An 18,745-nucleotide genomic window follows, 5' to 3' on the forward strand; every position below is an offset into this window, starting at 1 on the left:
CTAACCAAAGGTCGTTGCGAGTTTGTTACGCCTGATTTTCCTGCGGAAAATCCTCGCACACAAACTCGCTATTATTCTTATACATCAACGTTGTGCCCAATTAAAAAATTCCGTTTCATTAGATAATTCAGAATAAATGATTGTATCTTTGATAGTATCAAATGATAGTATCACAAATGAAACCACCTTACGAAATAACATCGTCTATTTTAAAATTAATAACTTCGATTTCAGAAAAAATAGGAGAAGTAAATGCTAATTTATTAAACAGACCTTCACCTAAATTGAGAAAACAGAATAGAATCAAAACTATTCATTCTTCTTTAAAAATAGAAGGAAACACACTTACAGTAGAACAAATAACAGCACTTCTTGAAAACAAAAGAGTTATTGGCCCTAAAAAAGATGTTATTGAAGTTTTAAATGCAATTAAAATCTATGAAAACTTAGAAGATTATAATCCTTCAAATGAGAAATCCTTTTTAAAAGCACATCAAAACTTAATGGAAGGTTTAATTGAAAATTCTGGAAAATATAGAAATCAAAGTGTCGGAATTGTAAAAGGCTCAAAAGTTGAGCATTTAGCACCACCTTATGAAAATGTGCCATACTTAATGAAAGACCTTTTTGAATATTTGAAAAAATCTGATGAAATTGAATTAATTAAAAGTTGTGTGTTCCATTACGAAATGGAATTTATACATCCATTTTTGGATGGAAATGGTAGAATGGGAAGATTATGGCAAACTTTAATTTTAATGGAAAAATATCCAATCTTTGAGTTTTTGCCTTTTGAAACCCTAATTAGTAAAGACCAGGAAAAATATTATAAATCTTTAGCTGAAAGTGATAAATCTGGAAAGTCAACTAATTTTATTGAATATATGCTAAACGTTATTGATATTTCAATAAGTGAACTATTAGATTTCAATAATCGAACGTTAAATGAAAAAGATAGATTAGAATATTATGTTTCTTTAAATAAAACTGAATTTACAAGAAAAGATTATATGAATATTTTTAAAGATATTTCTTCAGCAACTGCAAGTAGAGATTTAAAGAAAGGATCTGAATTGGATTTATTTGAAAAAATTGGAGAAAAAAATAAGACAATCTATCGTTTAAAATAACTGGGCACAACAAAGTACTGTGGTAAAAAACAAGTAAAAAGGCATTAACTTTTCACTAAAACACTGCTATAATTATTATCATAGGTTAGTCCTGATTTTGCGATAGCAAAAGCCTGTTTTAAAAGCTTATTACAAACCGCTATTAAGGCTAGTTTTTTGCGCTTTCCTTTGGCTACTAATCGATCGTAAATTGCTTTGCAAGCATGGTTATATTTACAGGTATTAAAACTGTAGACTTGCGTCCTATAGATTAATTATTTACCTTGCCTTAAATACAAGATGCCCATACTAGGCACACACATTGTATAAAAATAATAGACGAGACAGTAGTCAATTTATGGCTTGCAACCCGCTTCAGCTTTCTTATAACTTGACAGGAATAAAGTCCAAAATTGGCTACTATTATACTAACCGTTAGGCAACATTAACAATACTGTATTTTAAAATTGAAAAATACCAATAACACATACCCTATTTTTATTCTGGGGATTATAATATGCTTATTTTCTTCTTGCTCAAATATAGAAACTGATAAAATAAAACATTCATTTAAGTATGCTATTAATGTTGAGCAAAGCATTAACGAATTTGGTAACGTAAAATATGAAACTTTTAACAATTTAAACCTTGGTTTCTTTAGAGGTAATTTATGGATAAAATTAGAAATTAAGAATGAAGAAAGTGAGAATAAATCATACATGTTTGTTAGTAATGATAGGTTTAATAGAAATTATGTTTTTTATAAATTCGATACGATTGATAATTCATTAAAATTAGTTCATCAAATAAAAGATACCTTAAAAACGGATTATAGAACATTTAACAACCCCAATCCAAACCTCAAGATAGATTTAGCACCAAATGAGAAAGCAACATTTCTAATTACATCAGCTAGTGACGGAAGAACAAAAGATGCAACCCCCAAAATAATGGCTTTAGAAAGTTATTTTAATTTTGTAAATGAAACCACCTACTGGAATATTGTTTTTTACGGAATAATCTTTTGTCTTTTACTAATCAATTTGTATCAATGGAATATCTATAAACAAAAAATCTATTTTTATTACATTTTTTACATAATATCTACTGTACTCGTATACTTGGGAATAGAAGGTTATTTGTATAATCTCAAGATAAATCAAATTATAATTGATCATTTTATATTTGTATCTGTTAAGTTGTGGGCGCTATCTTTAATTATTTACACATCTAAATTTTTAGAAATTCAAATAATAAATCCTAAATACTATAAATTTATTAAAATTGTTTTATTTGTAGTATTGGGTGGTACGCTACTCTACCAATTTTCTTTCTACAATTCTTCAATTCAGTATTTACACTATTTTGAAAATGTACTTTCATCACTTTGGTTACTATTAATAATTGGGATGATCCTATTCTCTGTAAAAACAAGACAGCTAGAATTGAAATACTACCTAATTCCCTTAGCTTGTTTTATTCTCTTCACTATCATTGGACTCATTGATGTTCATCTTCAAATTACATCAATTAATTCATTTACCTTTGTTAAAATTGGAGCTATTATTGAACTCAGTGGTTTTACTTATTTTATGACCGTTTTAATTAAGAAGAAACTCAAAAAAACAGAACGTTTAGAAAATGAGCTTCTTGAAAATAGAAAAAAACTACAAACGGCTTCGGAAGAATTAGAAGAAAAAGACAAAATTTTATCAACTAAAACAAACATTGAAAAAACGGATTTGATAAGTATTTTCAAGTTATTAGAAAACTCATTATCCACAGAAAACGAATGGAATGAATTTAAAGTAAAGTTTAATGAATTAAAACCTGAATTTCATAAAAAACTTTTAGCCCACCAACCTAATCTAACTAAATCAGAAATCAGACTTTTAACTTTGATAAAAATAGGATATTCTCAAAAAGAAATAGCAAACATACTATCTATAGCTCCTGATAGTGTAAAAAAAGCAAGAAGTCGGGTTCGAAAAAAAATGAATTTACCGAAAAATGTAAGTCTGAGAGAAATGTTCTCACAGCTTTAAAAGTACTATAAATAAGTCGATTATAGTTTTGTCCCCCGCTTTGTCCCCTTTGTAAATTACTAAAACACAGTTTTTACTTCTATGTTTGTTTTCCTAACATAAAAACAAACGAACATGAAAAAAACATTACTTTTTTTAACAGCTAGTTTTACATACGTTATAGGATATTCGCAAACAATCTTTACAGATAATAATATCGAATATACCGTAATCCCTTCTACTACGAATGTTAAAGTTTCAGGTTATAATACAACAGGAGGTGTTGTAAATATACCTGCCACTATAACAAATAATTCAACTAATTATAATGTTACAGTAATAGGAGAAAGTGCTTTTTTGAACAAATTTATAACAGGCGTTACTATTCCAGATGGAATTGTATCTATAGAATACCAAGCTTTTCGTGGCAATAACTTAACAAGTGTAACTATACCTGGAAGTGTTAACACTATTGGATCTAGCGCTTTTACTACTAATTTATTATTAACTAGCGCAACCATTGAAGAAGGAGTTGTAACCATTTCTAATAGTGCTTTTTTCTATTGTGGATTAACAAGTATAGTTATTCCAAACACTGTTACTTCCATAGGACACCAAGCTTTTGATGATAATGACTTAACCAGTGTAACATTAGGCAACAACTTAGAATCTATTGCATATGGTGCATTTCGGAATAATGAAATAACAACTCTAACGCTCCCTTCTAGTGTAACAACTATTGGTGCTCTTGCTTTTCAGAATAACCTTTTAACAGATGTTTATTCATTATCTACAACGCCGCCAACAATTGTGACAAGCGCTACATCTGACACTTTTGATACTAGAAGCAATATACATTTACACATACCGGCTAGCACCATGGGAGCTTACGTTACAGACCCTGGTGCCTTATGGACAAGTTTTAACCCTGTTACTGAAAATGCTGCATTAAGTGTTTCCGACTTTGAGTTAGCTAACGATATAAAAATCATCTCAAACTCAGATAGTATAAAAATATTCAATGCTAATAGCATTCACTTAAAAAACTATACTGTTTACAGTATTTCTGGAACTAAAGTAGCTACAGGCCCTGAAAATGAAATCCCAACTTCCTTTTTATCTAGTGGCATTTATGTTTTAAAACTTGAATTTGATAGAGGTGTTATGACAAAGAAAGTCCAAATTAATTAGCCAAGTATTATATAAAATACCACTAAAATGCAAGTGTCTAAATTTTTTAGAAAAATATAAATTAAAGCTGTTTTTAGTGGTATTTTTTTACACTGGTTATTTTGTTAGTTTTAAACATAATATAATTATTACCAAAGCTAGTAAAACAAGACTATGTTGTTATAAATATACCATAATTATAGTTTATGTTGTAATCTTATTTAGTTTAGCATGTTATGGGCCAGTAAATTTTAATACTATAAATCCTAATACACTTTTATACATAAGACCTCAAACTAAGCAGCACCTAAAATGATGGCGTTTTAATTCCAAGAATAGATAGTTTTTAACCATTGATCCAACTGCTACTTAAAACGGTTCAATCCATTTCTAACTGATGTATCTCATTTAACAAAGGGAGTATACGTTTACAAGCACATACGGATAAAGGGTTGTTAGTTCATGAAAAATTCATCAAAGTCCTTTACTCCCATGGCATTATCTTCTATTTTAAGCATAGGCAACAACAAGTGCTCCTATACGAATTTTGAAGTACATAACGTTCAGTCCTTCCTTACTTGTGAGTCCATCGGAGGTATTTCTGCTCATTTCCCGCAGGTACTATAACCGCTATTGACTTCCCCAAATAACTGCGGTAAAAACCAAGTAAATTATTCTTTAATAATTAAGGGTTAAAGAATAATATCTAAAAATAACACCTATTTTAGCGATTAATCTAGGGTTGACACCGTTTTTCATATGTTTTATTTTTCACCGAAAAACCATCGCCATCAATACTAGACTATTTTTATTTTTAACCATTGCACTTAATTAACCCCAATAAAAATGCACCATAAATTTCTTAACCTATTTTTTTTAACCATGTTTCTTTCACTAGGCGCTTCTTCTTTCGGACAAAAAAAAGCACCAACAACGGGCCCCGTTTTTGATACTATTGGAGCGGTATTCTCTATTGATAATTTAGATTTTATACCCGATACTTCGCAACACTTAAAAGCCATTTTTGATGTGGATAGAAAGCAAACTAAACCAAATGAAATCAACTCTATTATCTCGAGTTTGCACCGCTATTACAATATGCACGTACGCTACGGCATCCCAAAGGACCAAATTCATTTAGCTCTTGTTTTACACGGGAATTCAACTAAAGAAGCCCTATTATCTTCTGTTTACAAAGAAAAATTTAAAGTAGACAATCCTAATAAAGACTTAATTAAGTCTCTTTCGGATATTGGTGTCGAAGTATTTATATGTGGTCAATCCATGTCGTATAGCGGCTATACTAAAGAAGATTTATTACCCGAAGTTAAAGTGTCATTATCAGCCATGACCGTGTTAACCGTATATCAAATGAATAATTACGCCTTAATTAAATTCTAAATCCAAGCATGACAATCTCTAAACGACATGAAGAATTCGTTTAGCAAAAAGCGAATAAAGTGATCATTACTAAACATTTTAATTTTCTATAAATAGTAACCCTTGAAAGTAGGCAAATAATTGAAATTATAGGTGATACCCACAGATTTTCTATTCAATTTTTATTTATTAAATTAGGTGCTTAAGCATGCACAAAAACGTCTGTGAAAATATAAAATTATGAAAACAAAACTACTTTCTTTAATATTAATGACACTAACATTATTATTAACTACAAACCTATATAGTTTAACAGGTATTACTAAAAGTGAGCTCAATGATCTGGCTGATATAAAAAACGGAGTTAGTGACTTATCTTTTGTAGCTGATTATTGCGATGAAGATAATAATGGCGGAATAATGGATATACAAGAATTAGATGATACATTTTTTTTAACTTTAAATACTGGTGCTCTAATTTTAATTGAAATAGATTTGGATCAATTTTCAACAGAAATTGGATGGTCATTATCGCAAGAAGCTACAACACTTTTCTCGGTGCCGTATGGAACTTATACTGCAGGAAATATAACAGTAACTCAAACAATAACCGTTACAAAAAACGGTAATTATCAGTTTATTATTACTGATCTTTTTGGTGATGGTATGCAAGGAAACTCGTACCGAATAATAGTAGATGGGGTTACCGTTATCAATAGGACTTTTGGAACACCTACAGGTGCAACTACATTCTCACAAACAAATGATTTCTTAATTAATACAATTACAACACTAGGTACTACTACTAATTCATTTGATGATGAAATGATAGTTTATCCAAACCCAACTCATGATAGCTTTGAAATTTCATTCAATAACAATCAAAAGGCATTAAAGATTAATATCTATTCATCTTTGGGCCAATTAGTACAAACTGGAATTTTTAAAAACACTGACCAAATTCAGATGAATTTAAATCAGCCAAGTGGAACTTACATTGTTGAATGTATAAATGATATAGGAAATCAAACTGCTTTCAGATTAATTAAAAAATAAACTAACAAAAACGTTTGCTAACACTTAGTATAATTCATTGCTAGTGCTAGCCTTGCTAACTCTAGTCTCTACTAGTACCGTTAAAGGCAGAATATACAAGCTTCAAAATAAATAAGATCTGTATATTGTGAGTTTTACTAGTGTTAACGGGATAGACGGCTTTTTAAAAACTTTTAAAGAAACTCCCAAAAGATTATGGCTACTTAGTATGCTTCCCTTAAAATTAAATATCTATATTTCTTCTTTATTTAAATAAACCTACTCAATTATGAAAAAAATAGTTTCAGTGATATTAATAATGCTGTTGGTAATGAGCTGTAAAAACCCCACAGAAAAAAAGATTAAAAACACGGCAAAAGCAAATGAGTTTGCCATTGTAATTCATGGCGGTGCGGGTACTATTTTAAAGAAAAACATGTCGCCGGAAAAAGAAAAAGCATACCAAGAAAAATTAACCGAGGCCATTACCGTTGGACATAACATTTTAAAAAATGGCGGTACTAGCGTGGATGCCGTTATAAAAACAATTCAAGTTATGGAAGAAAGCCCTTTATTTAATGCTGGTAAAGGTGCTGTTTTTACACATGATGAAACCAATGAATTGGATGCTTCCATAATGACAGGAAACGATTTAAATGCCGGAGCTGTCGCTGGCGTATCGAATGTGAAAAGTCCTATTGCTTTAGCCAAAGAAGTTATGTTGCATTCGCCTCACGTCTTACTTTCGGGTCAGGGCGCTAGTGTTTTTGCAAAAGAACAAGGCTTAGAAATGGTAGATCCATCGTATTTCTACACAGAAAAAAGATTTGAATCCCTTCAAAAAATCAAAAAGAAAATGAAAGCAGAATTGGATCATAACACCACCACTGCTTTTTACGACCCCGACATAAAAGACGCGAAGTTTGGAACCGTTGGCTGTGTTGCTTTAGATAAAACCGGAAACATTACCGCAGGAACCTCAACCGGTGGCATGACTAACAAACGCTGGAACAGAATAGGTGACTCACCTATTATTGGAGCAGGCACTTATGCTAATAATGAAACCTGCGGCGTATCGTCAACAGGTTGGGGAGAATATTTTATTAGAGGTGTGGTAGCCTACGACATCTCGGCAATGATGGCCTATAAAGGCGTTTCTTTAAAAGAAGCTACAACAGAAGTTATTCAAAATAAATTAAAAAAACTTGGCGGAACAGGTGGCGTCGTGGCTATTGACAAATATGGAAACATGGTGTATGAATTTAACACCGCAGGCATGTACAGAGCAAGTATGAACGATAAAGGCGTATTAGACGTTAAAATTTATAAAGAATAAAACATGGCTTTTAACAGGCTTTTTTATTAGATATATTTTTTACTTTTTAGCTTTTATCTCCACCATACACTTAGTTAAAGCTGCCATAAAACTATATCTTATAAAATGATATTCCGTTTTTTTAAGGTCTTTAAATTACTTTTTTTAAGTGTATTTATATCTCCAAAACTCTAGCCAACCCTTCAAAATATTTCCATATTTTCCATTCCGTTTTTATTTATTAAATTAGGTGCTTAAAAACAGCTCACTAAACAGATAGAAACACCAACTATAAAAACTCCAATGAATAAAATTGTAATCGCCTTTTTCGCCCTTTTCTTATTAGCCCCTTTTAGTTTTGCCCAAACTTCGGAAAACGATAGTCAACAGGACATCAATCCAAATATCGAACTAAAACAAAAAATTGAAGAGTTAAATAAATTGTATAGCATTCTTAAAAATCAAGTCGATCACTCCAATGCAAAGCTAGACAATCAAGTGCAAGACATCAATTCCAGATTGGAACATTTTTCCGAAAACATCAATACCTCCTACAGTAAAATTGATAACAGAACCGGTTCTATTGAAGGCAAATTAAAAATAAGCGAAGCTGAAAAAAGAAAGAACTTTACCACCAGTGTAGAACGTAATATTGAAGTTCAAGAAAACTTTTCGCAATACATAAAATTTTATGGAGATAAATACAGCCAATTGGATGAAAAAGTCACCAGCGAAGAATTGTCTTTAGAATTAAGAAAAATAGTAAACCCACAATCCGGCTCTTTAGGGTTTAAACTAAGCGATACGCTTAACAATGTGCTATCGAAAAACTTAATGAATTTGGTAGACGAAGTTATCGTAGATAAAAAAGCCACCAAAGAGGAAATAAAGGAAAAAGTTAATAATACGGTAGGTGTGGTAACCTCTATTTTAGATAATAAAACAGTCACCGATATTGTTGGTATTATTCCTTACGGCACCAATATTAAAAATATGATTGGTACGGTATCGGGCTTAGTGATTAATCTGTTTGATAAAAAGAGTGTGAAAAAAGAGTTTCAGGAAAACTTTACGGCAAAAATATCCGACTATCAAAACCATGTAATTTCGGATATACGACCTATTTTGTCCTTTTACGATAACATTGCCAAACTAGATAGTGAATACCAAATTACACTGCAAACCATTCGTAACGATGTCGATGTTTTAGGTATTGAATTAAAAGAGTTTTGCATGGCCATGGAAGTACCTTTACAGAAAGTAAGCCCATCATTATCCATCAATAAAAATGATAAATTAAGAGAAATTACTATCGCCCTTGCCGATATATTTGAAGGCCTTAAAAATGATGAAGATTTAAACAAAAAGAACTTAGGTATATTAACCAATGTTTCTTTAGAAATAAAAAACAGATCTCGCGATTTGTTTAATCGTTACAGAGAAATTCAAGAAAATAAAATTAATGCCAATAATGAGTTTGTTAATGAATTTAAAAAGGTTGTTGAAGACAGCAAAATTACTTTAAACACCAACTATATTACTAAAAAATTAAACGATAAAAACATGGAACTTCTTGAAAAAATGGAAAGTAACCATGCCATTGATAAAACCGAATTTGAAAAGTATTTGAATAAAATTTCGGAATTGAATTAGGTAATAACTGGCTTCCCTAAAAAGGAATCGTTTATATACCGATTTTGCAACGTAACAAGCCACTATATAAGACCTAGCATCGCCAAAATAATAGGCGTTAATATGGCTGTAAATAATCCGTTTAAAATAAGTCCCATACTAGAGTAGGCACCAAAACGCTGACTTATAGCCATAGCTTGAGCCGTTCCTAGTCCATGGCCAGCAGTCCCCATAGATAAACTTCTAGACATTGGATTTTTCACATGTAAAAGTTGTAAAATTTTAAAACCCGCTACAGAACCAAAAATACCTACCATAACCACCATGGAAGCCGTAAGCGATGGAATCCCTCCAATTGACGATGAAATATCGATAGCCAGCGGTGTGGTTACAGACTTAGGGGCTATAGATAAAATCACCTCTTTTGAAGCGCCCAACCATTTGGCTATAAAAACCCCTGAAAGAATACCAACGATGGACCCCACTAATTGCGAAATAACAATAGGCATCACTTGTTTTTTTATTTTACTTAATTGCAGGTATAAAGGCACGCCCAACGCTACAATGGAAGGCTTTAGAAAAAATTCGATATATTTTCCAGCTTCATGATAGGTATCATAAGTAATACCGGCAGATTTCAAAATACATATTACCGCAATTATGGTTATTAATATGGGATTTAAAAGCACAGAATTGGTTTTATTTTGAAGTAACTTTGTTATCCAATACATACCCACAGTTATGGTTAATAACATATAAGGTTCGGCTATCAATTTCATTTTTTTCCTTTTTTTAGTTTCTTAGACCTTATTTTTCTCAACACTTGATGCGTAAAACTTGTGCTTACCAAGACTAAAAATGTACTCCCTATAATCGATGCCAATATGGGAAGTAATTCTTTTGAAATTAAATCAAAATAGCACATAATGGCCACGCCAGGAGGGATAAAAAAGAATACCATATTGTCTAAAAGAAAATCAGCAATACTTTGTATCGATTTAAGTTTAATAACTTTAAAATGAAGCGCGGCAGTTAACAACAACATACCGATAATACTTGATGGTATTTTAACACTTGTGAAGTAGACGATAATTTCACCAAAAGCAAGACATATTAGTATTATAAATAATTGTCTAATCATAACTATTTTTTTCTACTACAAAAGTAAGGTTCTATCAGAGGATAGCCTTAATAATTCCTATAGAATCCGCTCATTATTTCTTATTTTATTATATTGAAAAGAAAGCCCCTATAATAAAATGAAAAGCACTAAAACCTGATAAATAAAATGTATTTTTTATAGATAAACCACCGGATTCTTAAAAAAATTGATAACTTCGTTTTACTACAAATTCAAAACATAGAAACGGTTTTATTTTATAGAAACTAAACGCTCTAAAATCACCAAATTTAAAAACGAACAGGATGTTTAGACACCAAGGGAAAAGCAGAACCTTAAAACATAATCTGCGCATAGCCACCGTATTATCTTTTGTTGCTGGCATTGTAAATATCACAGGTTTTTTATACGCCAAACAATTAACAACAAATGTAACCGGCCATTTCGCCTTATTTATTTACGATATGGCTAATGTAAAATTTTGGAAAGGCACTATCTATTTTCTTTATATTTTTTCGTTTCTTTTTGGGTCGTTTTTATCCAGTTTTTTAATTGAAAAATATCGAGAAAATAAACAACTTAATGTTTTTGTTTTACCAACCATTATCGAATCTGTTATTTTAATATCTATTGGGATATTGGGCGATAATACGGGTACAGATTTTTTAAATCTTATTGTGTGTTTATTGCTGTTTGCCATGGGGATTCAAAACTCGTTTGTAACTAAAATATCGGATGCCGTTGTAAGAACCACACATTTAACAGGGCTATTTACCGATTTAGGTATTGATCTTTCTCATTTATGTTTTCCGAAATCGTACAAAAACAGAACAACTATTAAAGCGAATATTAAACTTCGTATTTATATTATTCTATTCTTTTTCTCTGGCGGATTGTTTGGTGGATTTTTATATTCTGAAATTAATTTGAAGCTAAACACCTTAATTTTTGGTGCCTTATTTTTACTACTCAGCTTATTTTTCGATGATTTTAGATATAAAGTTATAAAAACAAGACGACGATACACCCGTTAAAAAAACAAACTAACTTCCAAAAACAGACCTTTCTCCCTGCGTTAGGGATTGTAGTGAAAAGCCCACAGCCTGACGAAGGAAGTGCGAGGACTTGTAGCGTAAAGCCCGACCTTTATCCTGACCTTATTTCAGGATAAAGGTAACGCCCAATTTATTTTACAAATGGCCTCCTAGATTTTATCGGTTTCTCCAGAAAAATGGGGTAAATAATATGAGTACGGTAAAGAGTTCTAAACGCCCGATAAGCATTAAAAAGGATGCCCACCATTTTGCTAGTGGCGGTAGTGCGGCGTAGTTATTTACGGGACCAAAATCGCCCAAAGCAGGCCCAACATTCCCGAGACTAGATGCGGCTAAACCAACTGCCGAATCGTATTGAATGCCGAACATAGAAAACACTAGCGCCCCAATAATAAAAGACAGCATATAAAGGATAAAAAAGCCAAGCACATTAAACACGATATCTCCAGAAACGGCACGTTTATTATAACGAACAGGTAAAATAGCGTTGGGATGCAGGGTGCGTTTAAACTCTAAAAAGCCATTTTTAATAAGTATTAAATGACGCACTACTTTTACACCACCCGAAGTGCTTCCTGCCGAACCTCCCAAAAACATAAGTCCGAAAAAGAACACCACCAAAAAGGACGTCCAAAGGGTGTAATCTGCCGACACAAAACCGGTAGTAGTAATTACCGACAAAACTTGGAAGAGCGCATGCCTAAAAGCACTTTCAGCTTTTCCCCAAACCATAGGGTGCTCTATACTCGATATGGAAGCATCGGCTTTAAAATAAATAATTACGGCTGCTATTACCGTGAATATTATGATAAATCTGGTATAGAATTTAAACTCTTCGTCTTCTATAATTTTTTGAACTTTACCTTTAAAAGCGAAATAACTCAACACAAAATTTATCCCTGCCAAATACATAAATAGGATAATGATATACTGTATAATAGGCTGATCGTTCCAATAGGCTACACTGGCATTTTTGGTTGAAAACCCGCCGGTGGACAGCGTGCACATAGCATGATTGATAGCATCGAAAAAGGACATACCTGCCAAGTTTAAAAGCAAGGTTTCTGCGGCGGTATAGCCAAAATAAATAAGCCATAAACGCTTGGCTGTGTCTGTAATGCGCGGATGCAATTTATCGGCACTTGGGCCTGGCGCTTCGGCTGCAAAAAGCTGCATCCCTCCAATTCCAAGCAAGGGTAAAATAGCGATGGCTAGCACAATAATGCCCATCCCTCCTATCCAGTGGGTTAAACTTCGCCAAAACAATACGCCTTTTGGTACGGCTTCAATATCGTTTAAAATAGAGGCTCCTGTGGTGGTATAACCCGACATGGTTTCGAAAAAGGCCTCGGTAAAACTAGGAATACTACTGGTGAAAATATAAGGTAATGCCCCAAAAACAGACATAATAACCCAGCCAAAAGTTACCACAATATACCCTTCGCGTTTGTTCATTTCTTTGTTATGGTGCCTGGTTAAAAACATAGAAATAACGCCTACCAGTAAGGTTGCAACACCGGCTAAACTAATTTCTAAGGTAACCCCATCTTTATAAAGAAAACCGACTAATGCCGATAGCAACATAAAACCCCCATTAAATAATAGTAAGAGTCCTAAAAAATGAAAAATAATTTTGTAGTTTAATTTCATGTGGGCGTTTATGTTTTTTTGTGTAATAGTTTTTTTGTATTAGGTAGCGTGTTAGTACACAAATACTTTATCGACTAAAATAGCGTTATTAAATTAACAAGACAAATATAAGTTAGACGAGTCTTTCATTGTTTTTTATTTACGCTGTGATACAAAAGTTTTATTTAATATATTTGTTTGTATCAGAAGTATATAAAAATATTTTAATGCAATTACTTCATACAATTGAAGATGTTCATAAAGTTTTTGACACGTAAGGAAGTAGTCCGTTACTTGTAACTTGCGATGATTTCAGAGATTGGGTATGTAAGTATGATAGGTTTCCTAAATATTTGTTTAACGAGTTGATAGCATCTGAATTTGCTAAAATATGGGGAATTAAAACACCCGAAACTTGTTTTATCAATGTTAAAAGAGAACATATACCAGATAAAAAATTTCCACAATTACAGTTAGGTTGGTTTGAAAAGGATTGTTTCGGGTCTTTGTATTTAGAAACTTCTAAAGAATTAGACCACACTATGGTGTCTATGTTTAAAGAAAAATCTTTTAGAGATAAAATAGCTGATAAGACCGATTTTTTAAAAATAGCATTATTTGATATTTGGACAGCAAATGAAGATAGGAATCACAACAACTTTAATTTACTGTTATATGTTTCTCCTGATAATATGAGTTTTTTCTATGCAATAGATCATGTAAATATTTTTAATATGACATTTCTTGATTATGGAATAGCAGAATTGACTGAGGATGATTCAATAATTAAGACTGATATAGCAAAAATTTTATTTGGAAAAGACAGGAAATTAACAGCCATTGTGAATAACTTGGTTGAAATGTTATACATTTGTACCAAAGAATGTGAAAATAAATTAGACGATATTTTAGATTTAGTACCTGGCTCTTGGAATATCGACAAAATCTTAATTAAGAAAAGAATTATTGATAATTTATTTTCTAATGATTGGAAAAATCAATGTGAATCGAACTTTAGAGAGTTTATACAATCTTTTGTAGCTAATTAAAATGAAAACTATTTATTCAATACTTTACGTTAATTTGAATACTACTCTTAATGAAAGAGTTAGTATAGGCGTTCTTGTGTCTAATGGTTCGAAAAATTATTTTAAATTCTCTTCAGACAAGCTTTCTGCTTTTAAAGGTATTTTAAATAGTGAGAGATATGGTTTAGTTAAAAGTTACCTTAAGTCTTTTGATAAAGAGATTGTTTCTGATAATATAGTTGACTCTAATAAATTATTTATTAAAGGAGATTTTAAGAATGATTGGATTAATGAGAGTTATTTAGTTTATCTTTCTAGATATTCAAATAATATTATTCAGTTTTCTGAACCAAAAACGATTGATGTAGATTTAAATGATAATACATTTAGAAGAATTTTTGAAAAATATATTTTTAAATTTTCTGATGACTCGAATGTTGAACCTGAATTTAATGTTCATTCTATAGTCAAAAAACAATTATTTCCTAAAATTCAAGAGAAAGTTAACATTGAAAAGACATTGACCTCTGATGATTTTGAAAATTTATTTGCACCAATAGATATAGATTTTATAGGTGTAAATGGAATACCTGTTGCTGGTCAAACAATAGATTTTGATAAAAAACATTATTACCTTGAAAATGATGTTACCCGATTTGTTTCATTAACAAAAGCTATCGAATTAGAAGGTGACTCTAGAGGAAAATATTTTGTTTTAGGAAGAGAACCCCAAAAGAAAATAAACAAAAATCATTTGCTCTGGGAACATATTAGAAATACTGAATTTCTAGAGTTTGTTGATATTAGCGAAGTTGGAATTATTGAAGATTATATTCAAAAAAATAATGTTAGACCTTTTTTTGATTAAAATTTGACATTAAGAATTTAGATTGCTTTACTTTCTTTTTTTCAGAATTTCTGATTAATATTATTTCCTTAATTCTTAAAACTTGCAGCAAAATTAACGGAGAGAATTATGCAAATTCAGTAATATTCAATTTTATTATTAATTACATTTTCTATTATTTCTTTAATTTCTTCTGGACTCATAAAGGTTCATTTTAGCATTACCCACAACCCGAGTATTACAATATTCATCATTTTAACGAAATAATTTTTCAACCCCTTTTATAGATTGCAATAAACTACAAACAACAACGCGGTCTCCAGCTTCAATTTTAAAATCACCTAAAGCAATAACGCCCAATCCATTGCGGATAACGCCGCCAATAATAGCAGAACGCGGAAAATCGACATTTTTAATAATTTTATTACAGATCTCCGATGTTGATTTTACTTCAAACTCTAAAAGCTCGGCATTCATATTACTAAGCTTGGTCATGGCAACAACTTCCCCTTTTCTAATATATCTAAAAATATTATTTGCAGCTAGTAGTTTTTTATTGATTAAGGTTTCGATACCAATAGAATGCGATAACTCAAAATAATCCATATTTTCAACCAAGGCAATGGTTTTTTTAACCCCTTTAGATTTGGCAACTAAACAGGACATAATATTAGTTTCGGAATTTTTACCTACGGCAATAAAAGCATCCATATCGCTAATATTTTCTTCTTCCAATAAATCGACCTTTCGGCCATCACTATGCAGTACCAAAACCTTTGGTAGCTCGTCGGCAATATCGAAAGCCCGTTCTTTATTTTCTTCTAACAGTTTTACATTAAATCCTTTATCGGAAAGGGATCGCGCTGTTTTAAAACCAATTTGGCTCCCCCCTAAAATCATCACGTCTTTAATAATTCTGTTAGGTTTTCCTGTAAGTCGGCACAACTCATCTTCACCACCTTTAGAGGTTACAAATACCACATGATCGCCACGTTGAAACTCCGTATCGCCACGTGGAATAATAGTATATTGAGTACCAAAACGCTGAATAGCAATAGGTACAAAGTGTAATTCTGGAAATATTCTAGCCGCCTCTTTCACCGTTTTTCCCACAAAGGATGCGCTGCTTCTTAAGGTAAGTCCAATCATCATTAAGGCGCCATTTTCAAATTCATAAGAATCATTAAACGACGATTGTTTAAGTGATAATTCAATCTCGGAAGCCGCTAAGGCCTCAGGCGAAATTAATTCGTCTATTCCAAATTTGGTAAAACCAACTTCATCTTTATGATGGATAAATTCGGTATTAGAAATTCTAGCAATGGTACGTTTAGAACCCAACTGCTTCGCCAACACACACACCGTAATATTCGTGGTTTCACTTGCTGTTACGGCTATTAACAAATCGCTAGATTCTACTCGAGATTCTTTTAAAATAGATATAGAAGTGGCATCGCCCTTAATAACTCTAATATCTAAATGATTATCAGCGTAAGCTAAACTCTCCTTGTTGGTATCTATTAAAGTAATTTCTTGAGACTCGTACGAAAGGAGTTTTGCTAAATGAAACCCAACCTCGCCAGCTCCTGCTATTATTATTTTCATTTGTAATGCTTCAGGATAAAGTGTTGCAAATATAGTGCAAAATAAATATTTGTTTCTGTATTGAAGTAATAAGTAGAATATGCACCCATTTGAAAATCTACATTATAAACCAAAATCTAACCTAATGATACCAATAAATTTAATAAATTTGACTGCGTAAAACAGCAGAACCTCCTATTCACTTTACGGAATATTATAAAGTAGAAATAATTTATGTAGGTTTGCCAAAAAATTAAAGATTTGTCGAAAATTAAACCATACAAAGACAGCGATTTAGGTAAAAAAGAACAAGTTACCCAAATGTTTGATACTATTTCTGGAGATTATGACGGGCTAAACCGTGTTATTTCTTTTGGAATTGATATAAAATGGCGGAAAAAAGTTGTTAAAATCGTTAAGGATAGCAACCCGGATAGCATTTTAGATGTTGCCACCGGAACAGGAGATTTAGCGATTAATTTAGCTGAAACTAATGCTTCTAGAATTGTTGGTTTCGATATTAGCAATGGTATGCTAGAGATTGGCAAAACTAAAGTGACTAAGAAAGGTTTAGATTCTAGAGTTGAAATGATTTTAGGCGACGGTGAAAGTATGCCTTTTGAAGACAATAGTTTCGATGCCATAACCGTGGCTTTTGGGGTGCGTAATTTTGAATCTTTAGAAGATGGTTTAAAGGAAATTTACAGAGTGCTAAAACCTAAGGGGACTTTTGTAATTTTAGAAACCTCGATGCCAGACAAAACACCTTACAAGCAAGGCTATTATTTTTATACCAAAAATATTTTACCACTTATAGGAAAATTATTCTCGAAAGACCGCAGTGCTTATAAATATTTATGCGAATCGGCCTCGGTTTTTCCTTATGGAGAAGCTTTGAACAATATTTTACGAAAAATTGGGTTTATAGATGTTGAAGATTTACCACAAACTTTAGGTGTGGCAACAATTTATAAATCGAGTAAGTAGTATTTATGAAACAGGCTTTTGCATTATTTGCATTTTTATTTCTTTTTCAAACATCGAATGCGCAACTTTTTAAAAAAGAAAAGATAACCTACGATGCCAACCAAGGACGTGGCACCACAGATTTTAAAAGATTTCGTTGGGGGTATTTTTTAGGCTTTAATAATTACGATTTCAATTTTGACTACAACCAAGATTTACAAGATATTTATGTAAAAACAACGACCGGTTTTAATGTGGGATTAATAGGAAATATGCGTATTAATAATTTTTTAGATTTACGCATAGAACCCGGTTTAAACATTACAACAAGAGAATTAAACTACAGTACCACCTATTTTCTAGACGAAGAACCTCGAGACATTGATTTAATACGCGAAGTAAAATCGACCTATATCCATCTACCTCTATTATTAAAAGTTTCAACAAAACGAGTTAGTAACTTTAAACCTTTTATTGTAGGTGGGTTTTCTGTGGCTTTAAACTTATCGAGTAATCAAGATAACCCGAACGATAATAAAAATGGTGAATTTAGATCTATTAAAAACCCAACATTTTACGAATTAGGATTTGGAATAGATTTCTATTTACACAATTTTAAATTTTCCCCTTCCATTCGTGGCGTATTTGGTTTAAATGATGAATTGGTTAGAGACGAAGACCCCAATAGTCCTTGGACAAGTAATGTACATAGTATGAAAACCAGAGGTCTTTTTGTTAATTTCACCTTTCAATAAAAATAAAACAGCCAAAATAAGTTCACCTTTTTTACTGTAAACTGAGACCGCTACTAAGACTGTGACTGAGACTGAGACTGTGACTGTGACTGTGAC

At 31.8% G+C, this 18,745-nt stretch carries 15 protein-coding genes and 2 pseudogenes; 12 read left to right on the forward strand and 5 right to left on the reverse strand.

Annotated features, from left to right (window positions below):
* Nucleotides 1-176: 176 nt before the first annotated feature.
* Nucleotides 177-1,130: a Fic family protein gene (locus tag FQU21_RS12000; protein WP_147678355.1), complete on the forward strand. Its 954-nt coding sequence runs from the start codon at nt 177-179 to the stop codon at nt 1,128-1,130.
* Nucleotides 1,131-1,174: 44 nt separating this feature from the next.
* Here FQU21_RS12000 and FQU21_RS17725 read toward each other — a convergent pair.
* A pseudogene (locus tag FQU21_RS17725) lies at nt 1,175-1,360 on the reverse strand (IS110 family transposase); the annotation flags it as partial.
* Between the two features lie 216 nt (nt 1,361-1,576).
* Between FQU21_RS17725 and FQU21_RS12010 the strand changes: the two are divergent.
* The 6 genes from FQU21_RS12010 (at nt 1,577) to FQU21_RS12035 (ending at nt 9,686) form a co-directional block, all read left to right on the forward strand.
* Nucleotides 1,577-3,154 carry a 7TM diverse intracellular signaling domain-containing protein gene (locus FQU21_RS12010; protein ID WP_147678240.1) on the forward strand — a complete coding sequence of 526 codons (1,578 nt, stop codon included), beginning with the start codon at nt 1,577-1,579 and terminating at the stop codon, nt 3,152-3,154.
* Between the two features lie 114 nt (nt 3,155-3,268).
* Entirely contained in the window at nt 3,269-4,324 is a 1,056-nt protein-coding gene (locus tag FQU21_RS12015) for a leucine-rich repeat domain-containing protein (protein ID WP_147678241.1), read from the forward strand.
* Nucleotides 4,325-5,185: 861 nt separating this feature from the next.
* Nucleotides 5,186-5,704 carry a DsrE family protein gene (locus FQU21_RS12020; RefSeq protein ID WP_187269377.1) on the forward strand — a complete coding sequence of 173 codons (519 nt, stop codon included), beginning with the start codon at nt 5,186-5,188 and terminating at the stop codon, nt 5,702-5,704.
* A 219-nt stretch (nt 5,705-5,923) separates the two neighbouring features.
* Complete coding sequence (locus tag FQU21_RS12025) at nt 5,924-6,739, forward strand: T9SS type A sorting domain-containing protein (protein WP_147678243.1); 816 nt, start codon at nt 5,924-5,926, stop codon at nt 6,737-6,739.
* Nucleotides 6,740-7,007: 268 nt separating this feature from the next.
* Nucleotides 7,008-8,054, forward strand: coding sequence for an isoaspartyl peptidase/L-asparaginase family protein (locus FQU21_RS12030; RefSeq protein WP_147678244.1), 1,047 nt, complete (start codon nt 7,008-7,010; stop codon nt 8,052-8,054).
* Nucleotides 8,055-8,336: 282 nt separating this feature from the next.
* Nucleotides 8,337-9,686, forward strand: a complete 1,350-nt coding sequence (locus FQU21_RS12035) for a hypothetical protein (RefSeq protein ID WP_147678245.1) — start codon at nt 8,337-8,339, stop codon at nt 9,684-9,686.
* Between the two features lie 62 nt (nt 9,687-9,748).
* Here the strand turns inward: FQU21_RS12035 and FQU21_RS12040 are convergent, their stop codons facing one another.
* Nucleotides 9,749-10,444, reverse strand: coding sequence for an LrgB family protein (locus tag FQU21_RS12040; protein ID WP_147678246.1), 696 nt, complete (start codon nt 10,442-10,444; stop codon nt 9,749-9,751).
* The gene (locus tag FQU21_RS12045) at nt 10,441-10,806 is read right to left on the reverse strand and encodes a CidA/LrgA family protein (protein ID WP_147678247.1); all 366 of its coding nucleotides are present in this window, start codon (nt 10,804-10,806) and stop codon (nt 10,441-10,443) included. Before FQU21_RS12045 ends, FQU21_RS12040 begins: the two co-directional genes overlap by 4 nt.
* A 284-nt stretch (nt 10,807-11,090) precedes the next feature.
* Here FQU21_RS12045 and FQU21_RS12050 point away from each other — a divergent pair, with 284 nt between their 5' ends.
* Nucleotides 11,091-11,819, forward strand: coding sequence for a YoaK family protein (locus FQU21_RS12050; protein ID WP_147678248.1), 729 nt, complete (start codon nt 11,091-11,093; stop codon nt 11,817-11,819).
* Nucleotides 11,820-11,996: 177 nt separating this feature from the next.
* On the opposite strand, the gene FQU21_RS12055 is transcribed toward FQU21_RS12050, so the two are convergent.
* Nucleotides 11,997-13,490, reverse strand: coding sequence for a TrkH family potassium uptake protein (locus FQU21_RS12055; RefSeq protein WP_147678249.1), 1,494 nt, complete (start codon nt 13,488-13,490; stop codon nt 11,997-11,999).
* 278 nt (nt 13,491-13,768) lie between these two features.
* Between FQU21_RS12055 and FQU21_RS12060 the strand changes: the two are divergent.
* Nucleotides 13,769-14,518, forward strand: a pseudogene (locus FQU21_RS12060) (HipA family kinase); the annotation flags it as partial.
* 1 nt (nt 14,519) lies between these two features.
* Entirely contained in the window at nt 14,520-15,365 is an 846-nt protein-coding gene (locus FQU21_RS12065) for a hypothetical protein (RefSeq protein ID WP_147678251.1), read from the forward strand.
* Between the two features lie 234 nt (nt 15,366-15,599).
* On the opposite strand, the gene trkA is transcribed toward FQU21_RS12065, so the two are convergent.
* A complete protein-coding gene (trkA, locus tag FQU21_RS12070; protein WP_147678252.1) occupies nt 15,600-16,949 on the reverse strand; it encodes a Trk system potassium transporter TrkA in 1,350 nt (449 codons plus the stop codon).
* 240 nt (nt 16,950-17,189) lie between these two features.
* Between trkA and ubiE the strand changes: the two genes are divergently transcribed.
* Both ubiE and porT read left to right on the forward strand, forming a co-directional pair.
* The gene (ubiE, locus tag FQU21_RS12075; protein WP_147678253.1) at nt 17,190-17,915 is read left to right on the forward strand and encodes a bifunctional demethylmenaquinone methyltransferase/2-methoxy-6-polyprenyl-1,4-benzoquinol methylase UbiE; all 726 of its coding nucleotides are present in this window, start codon (nt 17,190-17,192) and stop codon (nt 17,913-17,915) included.
* A gap of 5 nt (nt 17,916-17,920) precedes the next feature.
* Nucleotides 17,921-18,649 carry a type IX secretion/gliding motility protein PorT/SprT gene (porT, locus tag FQU21_RS12080; protein WP_147678254.1) on the forward strand — a complete coding sequence of 243 codons (729 nt, stop codon included), beginning with the start codon at nt 17,921-17,923 and terminating at the stop codon, nt 18,647-18,649.
* The last annotated feature ends 96 nt before the right edge of the window (nt 18,650-18,745 follow it).

Source organism: Algibacter pacificus, from assembly GCF_008033385.1.
Classification (GTDB): Bacteria; Bacteroidota; Bacteroidia; order Flavobacteriales; family Flavobacteriaceae; genus Algibacter; species Algibacter pacificus.

What these genes read in the sequence shown, in the direction of transcription:
- FQU21_RS12000 (WP_147678355.1), top strand. Translation starts at nt 177, where the DNA reads ATGAAACCACCTTACGAAATAACATCGTCTATTTTAAAATTAATAACT.
- FQU21_RS12015 (WP_147678241.1), top strand. Translation starts at nt 3,269, where the DNA reads ATGAAAAAAACATTACTTTTTTTAACAGCTAGTTTTACATACGTTATA.
- FQU21_RS12020 (WP_187269377.1), top strand. Translation starts at nt 5,186, where the DNA reads ATGTTTCTTTCACTAGGCGCTTCTTCTTTCGGACAAAAAAAAGCACCA.
- FQU21_RS12025 (WP_147678243.1), top strand. Translation starts at nt 5,924, where the DNA reads ATGAAAACAAAACTACTTTCTTTAATATTAATGACACTAACATTATTA.
- FQU21_RS12030 (WP_147678244.1), top strand. Translation starts at nt 7,008, where the DNA reads ATGAAAAAAATAGTTTCAGTGATATTAATAATGCTGTTGGTAATGAGC.
- FQU21_RS12035 (WP_147678245.1), top strand. Translation starts at nt 8,337, where the DNA reads ATGAATAAAATTGTAATCGCCTTTTTCGCCCTTTTCTTATTAGCCCCT.
- FQU21_RS12040 (WP_147678246.1), bottom strand. Translation starts at nt 10,444, where the DNA reads ATGAAATTGATAGCCGAACCTTATATGTTATTAACCATAACTGTGGGT.
- FQU21_RS12045 (WP_147678247.1), bottom strand. Translation starts at nt 10,806, where the DNA reads ATGATTAGACAATTATTTATAATACTAATATGTCTTGCTTTTGGTGAA.
- FQU21_RS12050 (WP_147678248.1), top strand. Translation starts at nt 11,091, where the DNA reads ATGTTTAGACACCAAGGGAAAAGCAGAACCTTAAAACATAATCTGCGC.
- FQU21_RS12055 (WP_147678249.1), bottom strand. Translation starts at nt 13,490, where the DNA reads ATGAAATTAAACTACAAAATTATTTTTCATTTTTTAGGACTCTTACTA.
- FQU21_RS12065 (WP_147678251.1), top strand. Translation starts at nt 14,520, where the DNA reads ATGAAAACTATTTATTCAATACTTTACGTTAATTTGAATACTACTCTT.
- trkA (WP_147678252.1), bottom strand. Translation starts at nt 16,949, where the DNA reads ATGAAAATAATAATAGCAGGAGCTGGCGAGGTTGGGTTTCATTTAGCA.
- porT (WP_147678254.1), top strand. Translation starts at nt 17,921, where the DNA reads ATGAAACAGGCTTTTGCATTATTTGCATTTTTATTTCTTTTTCAAACA.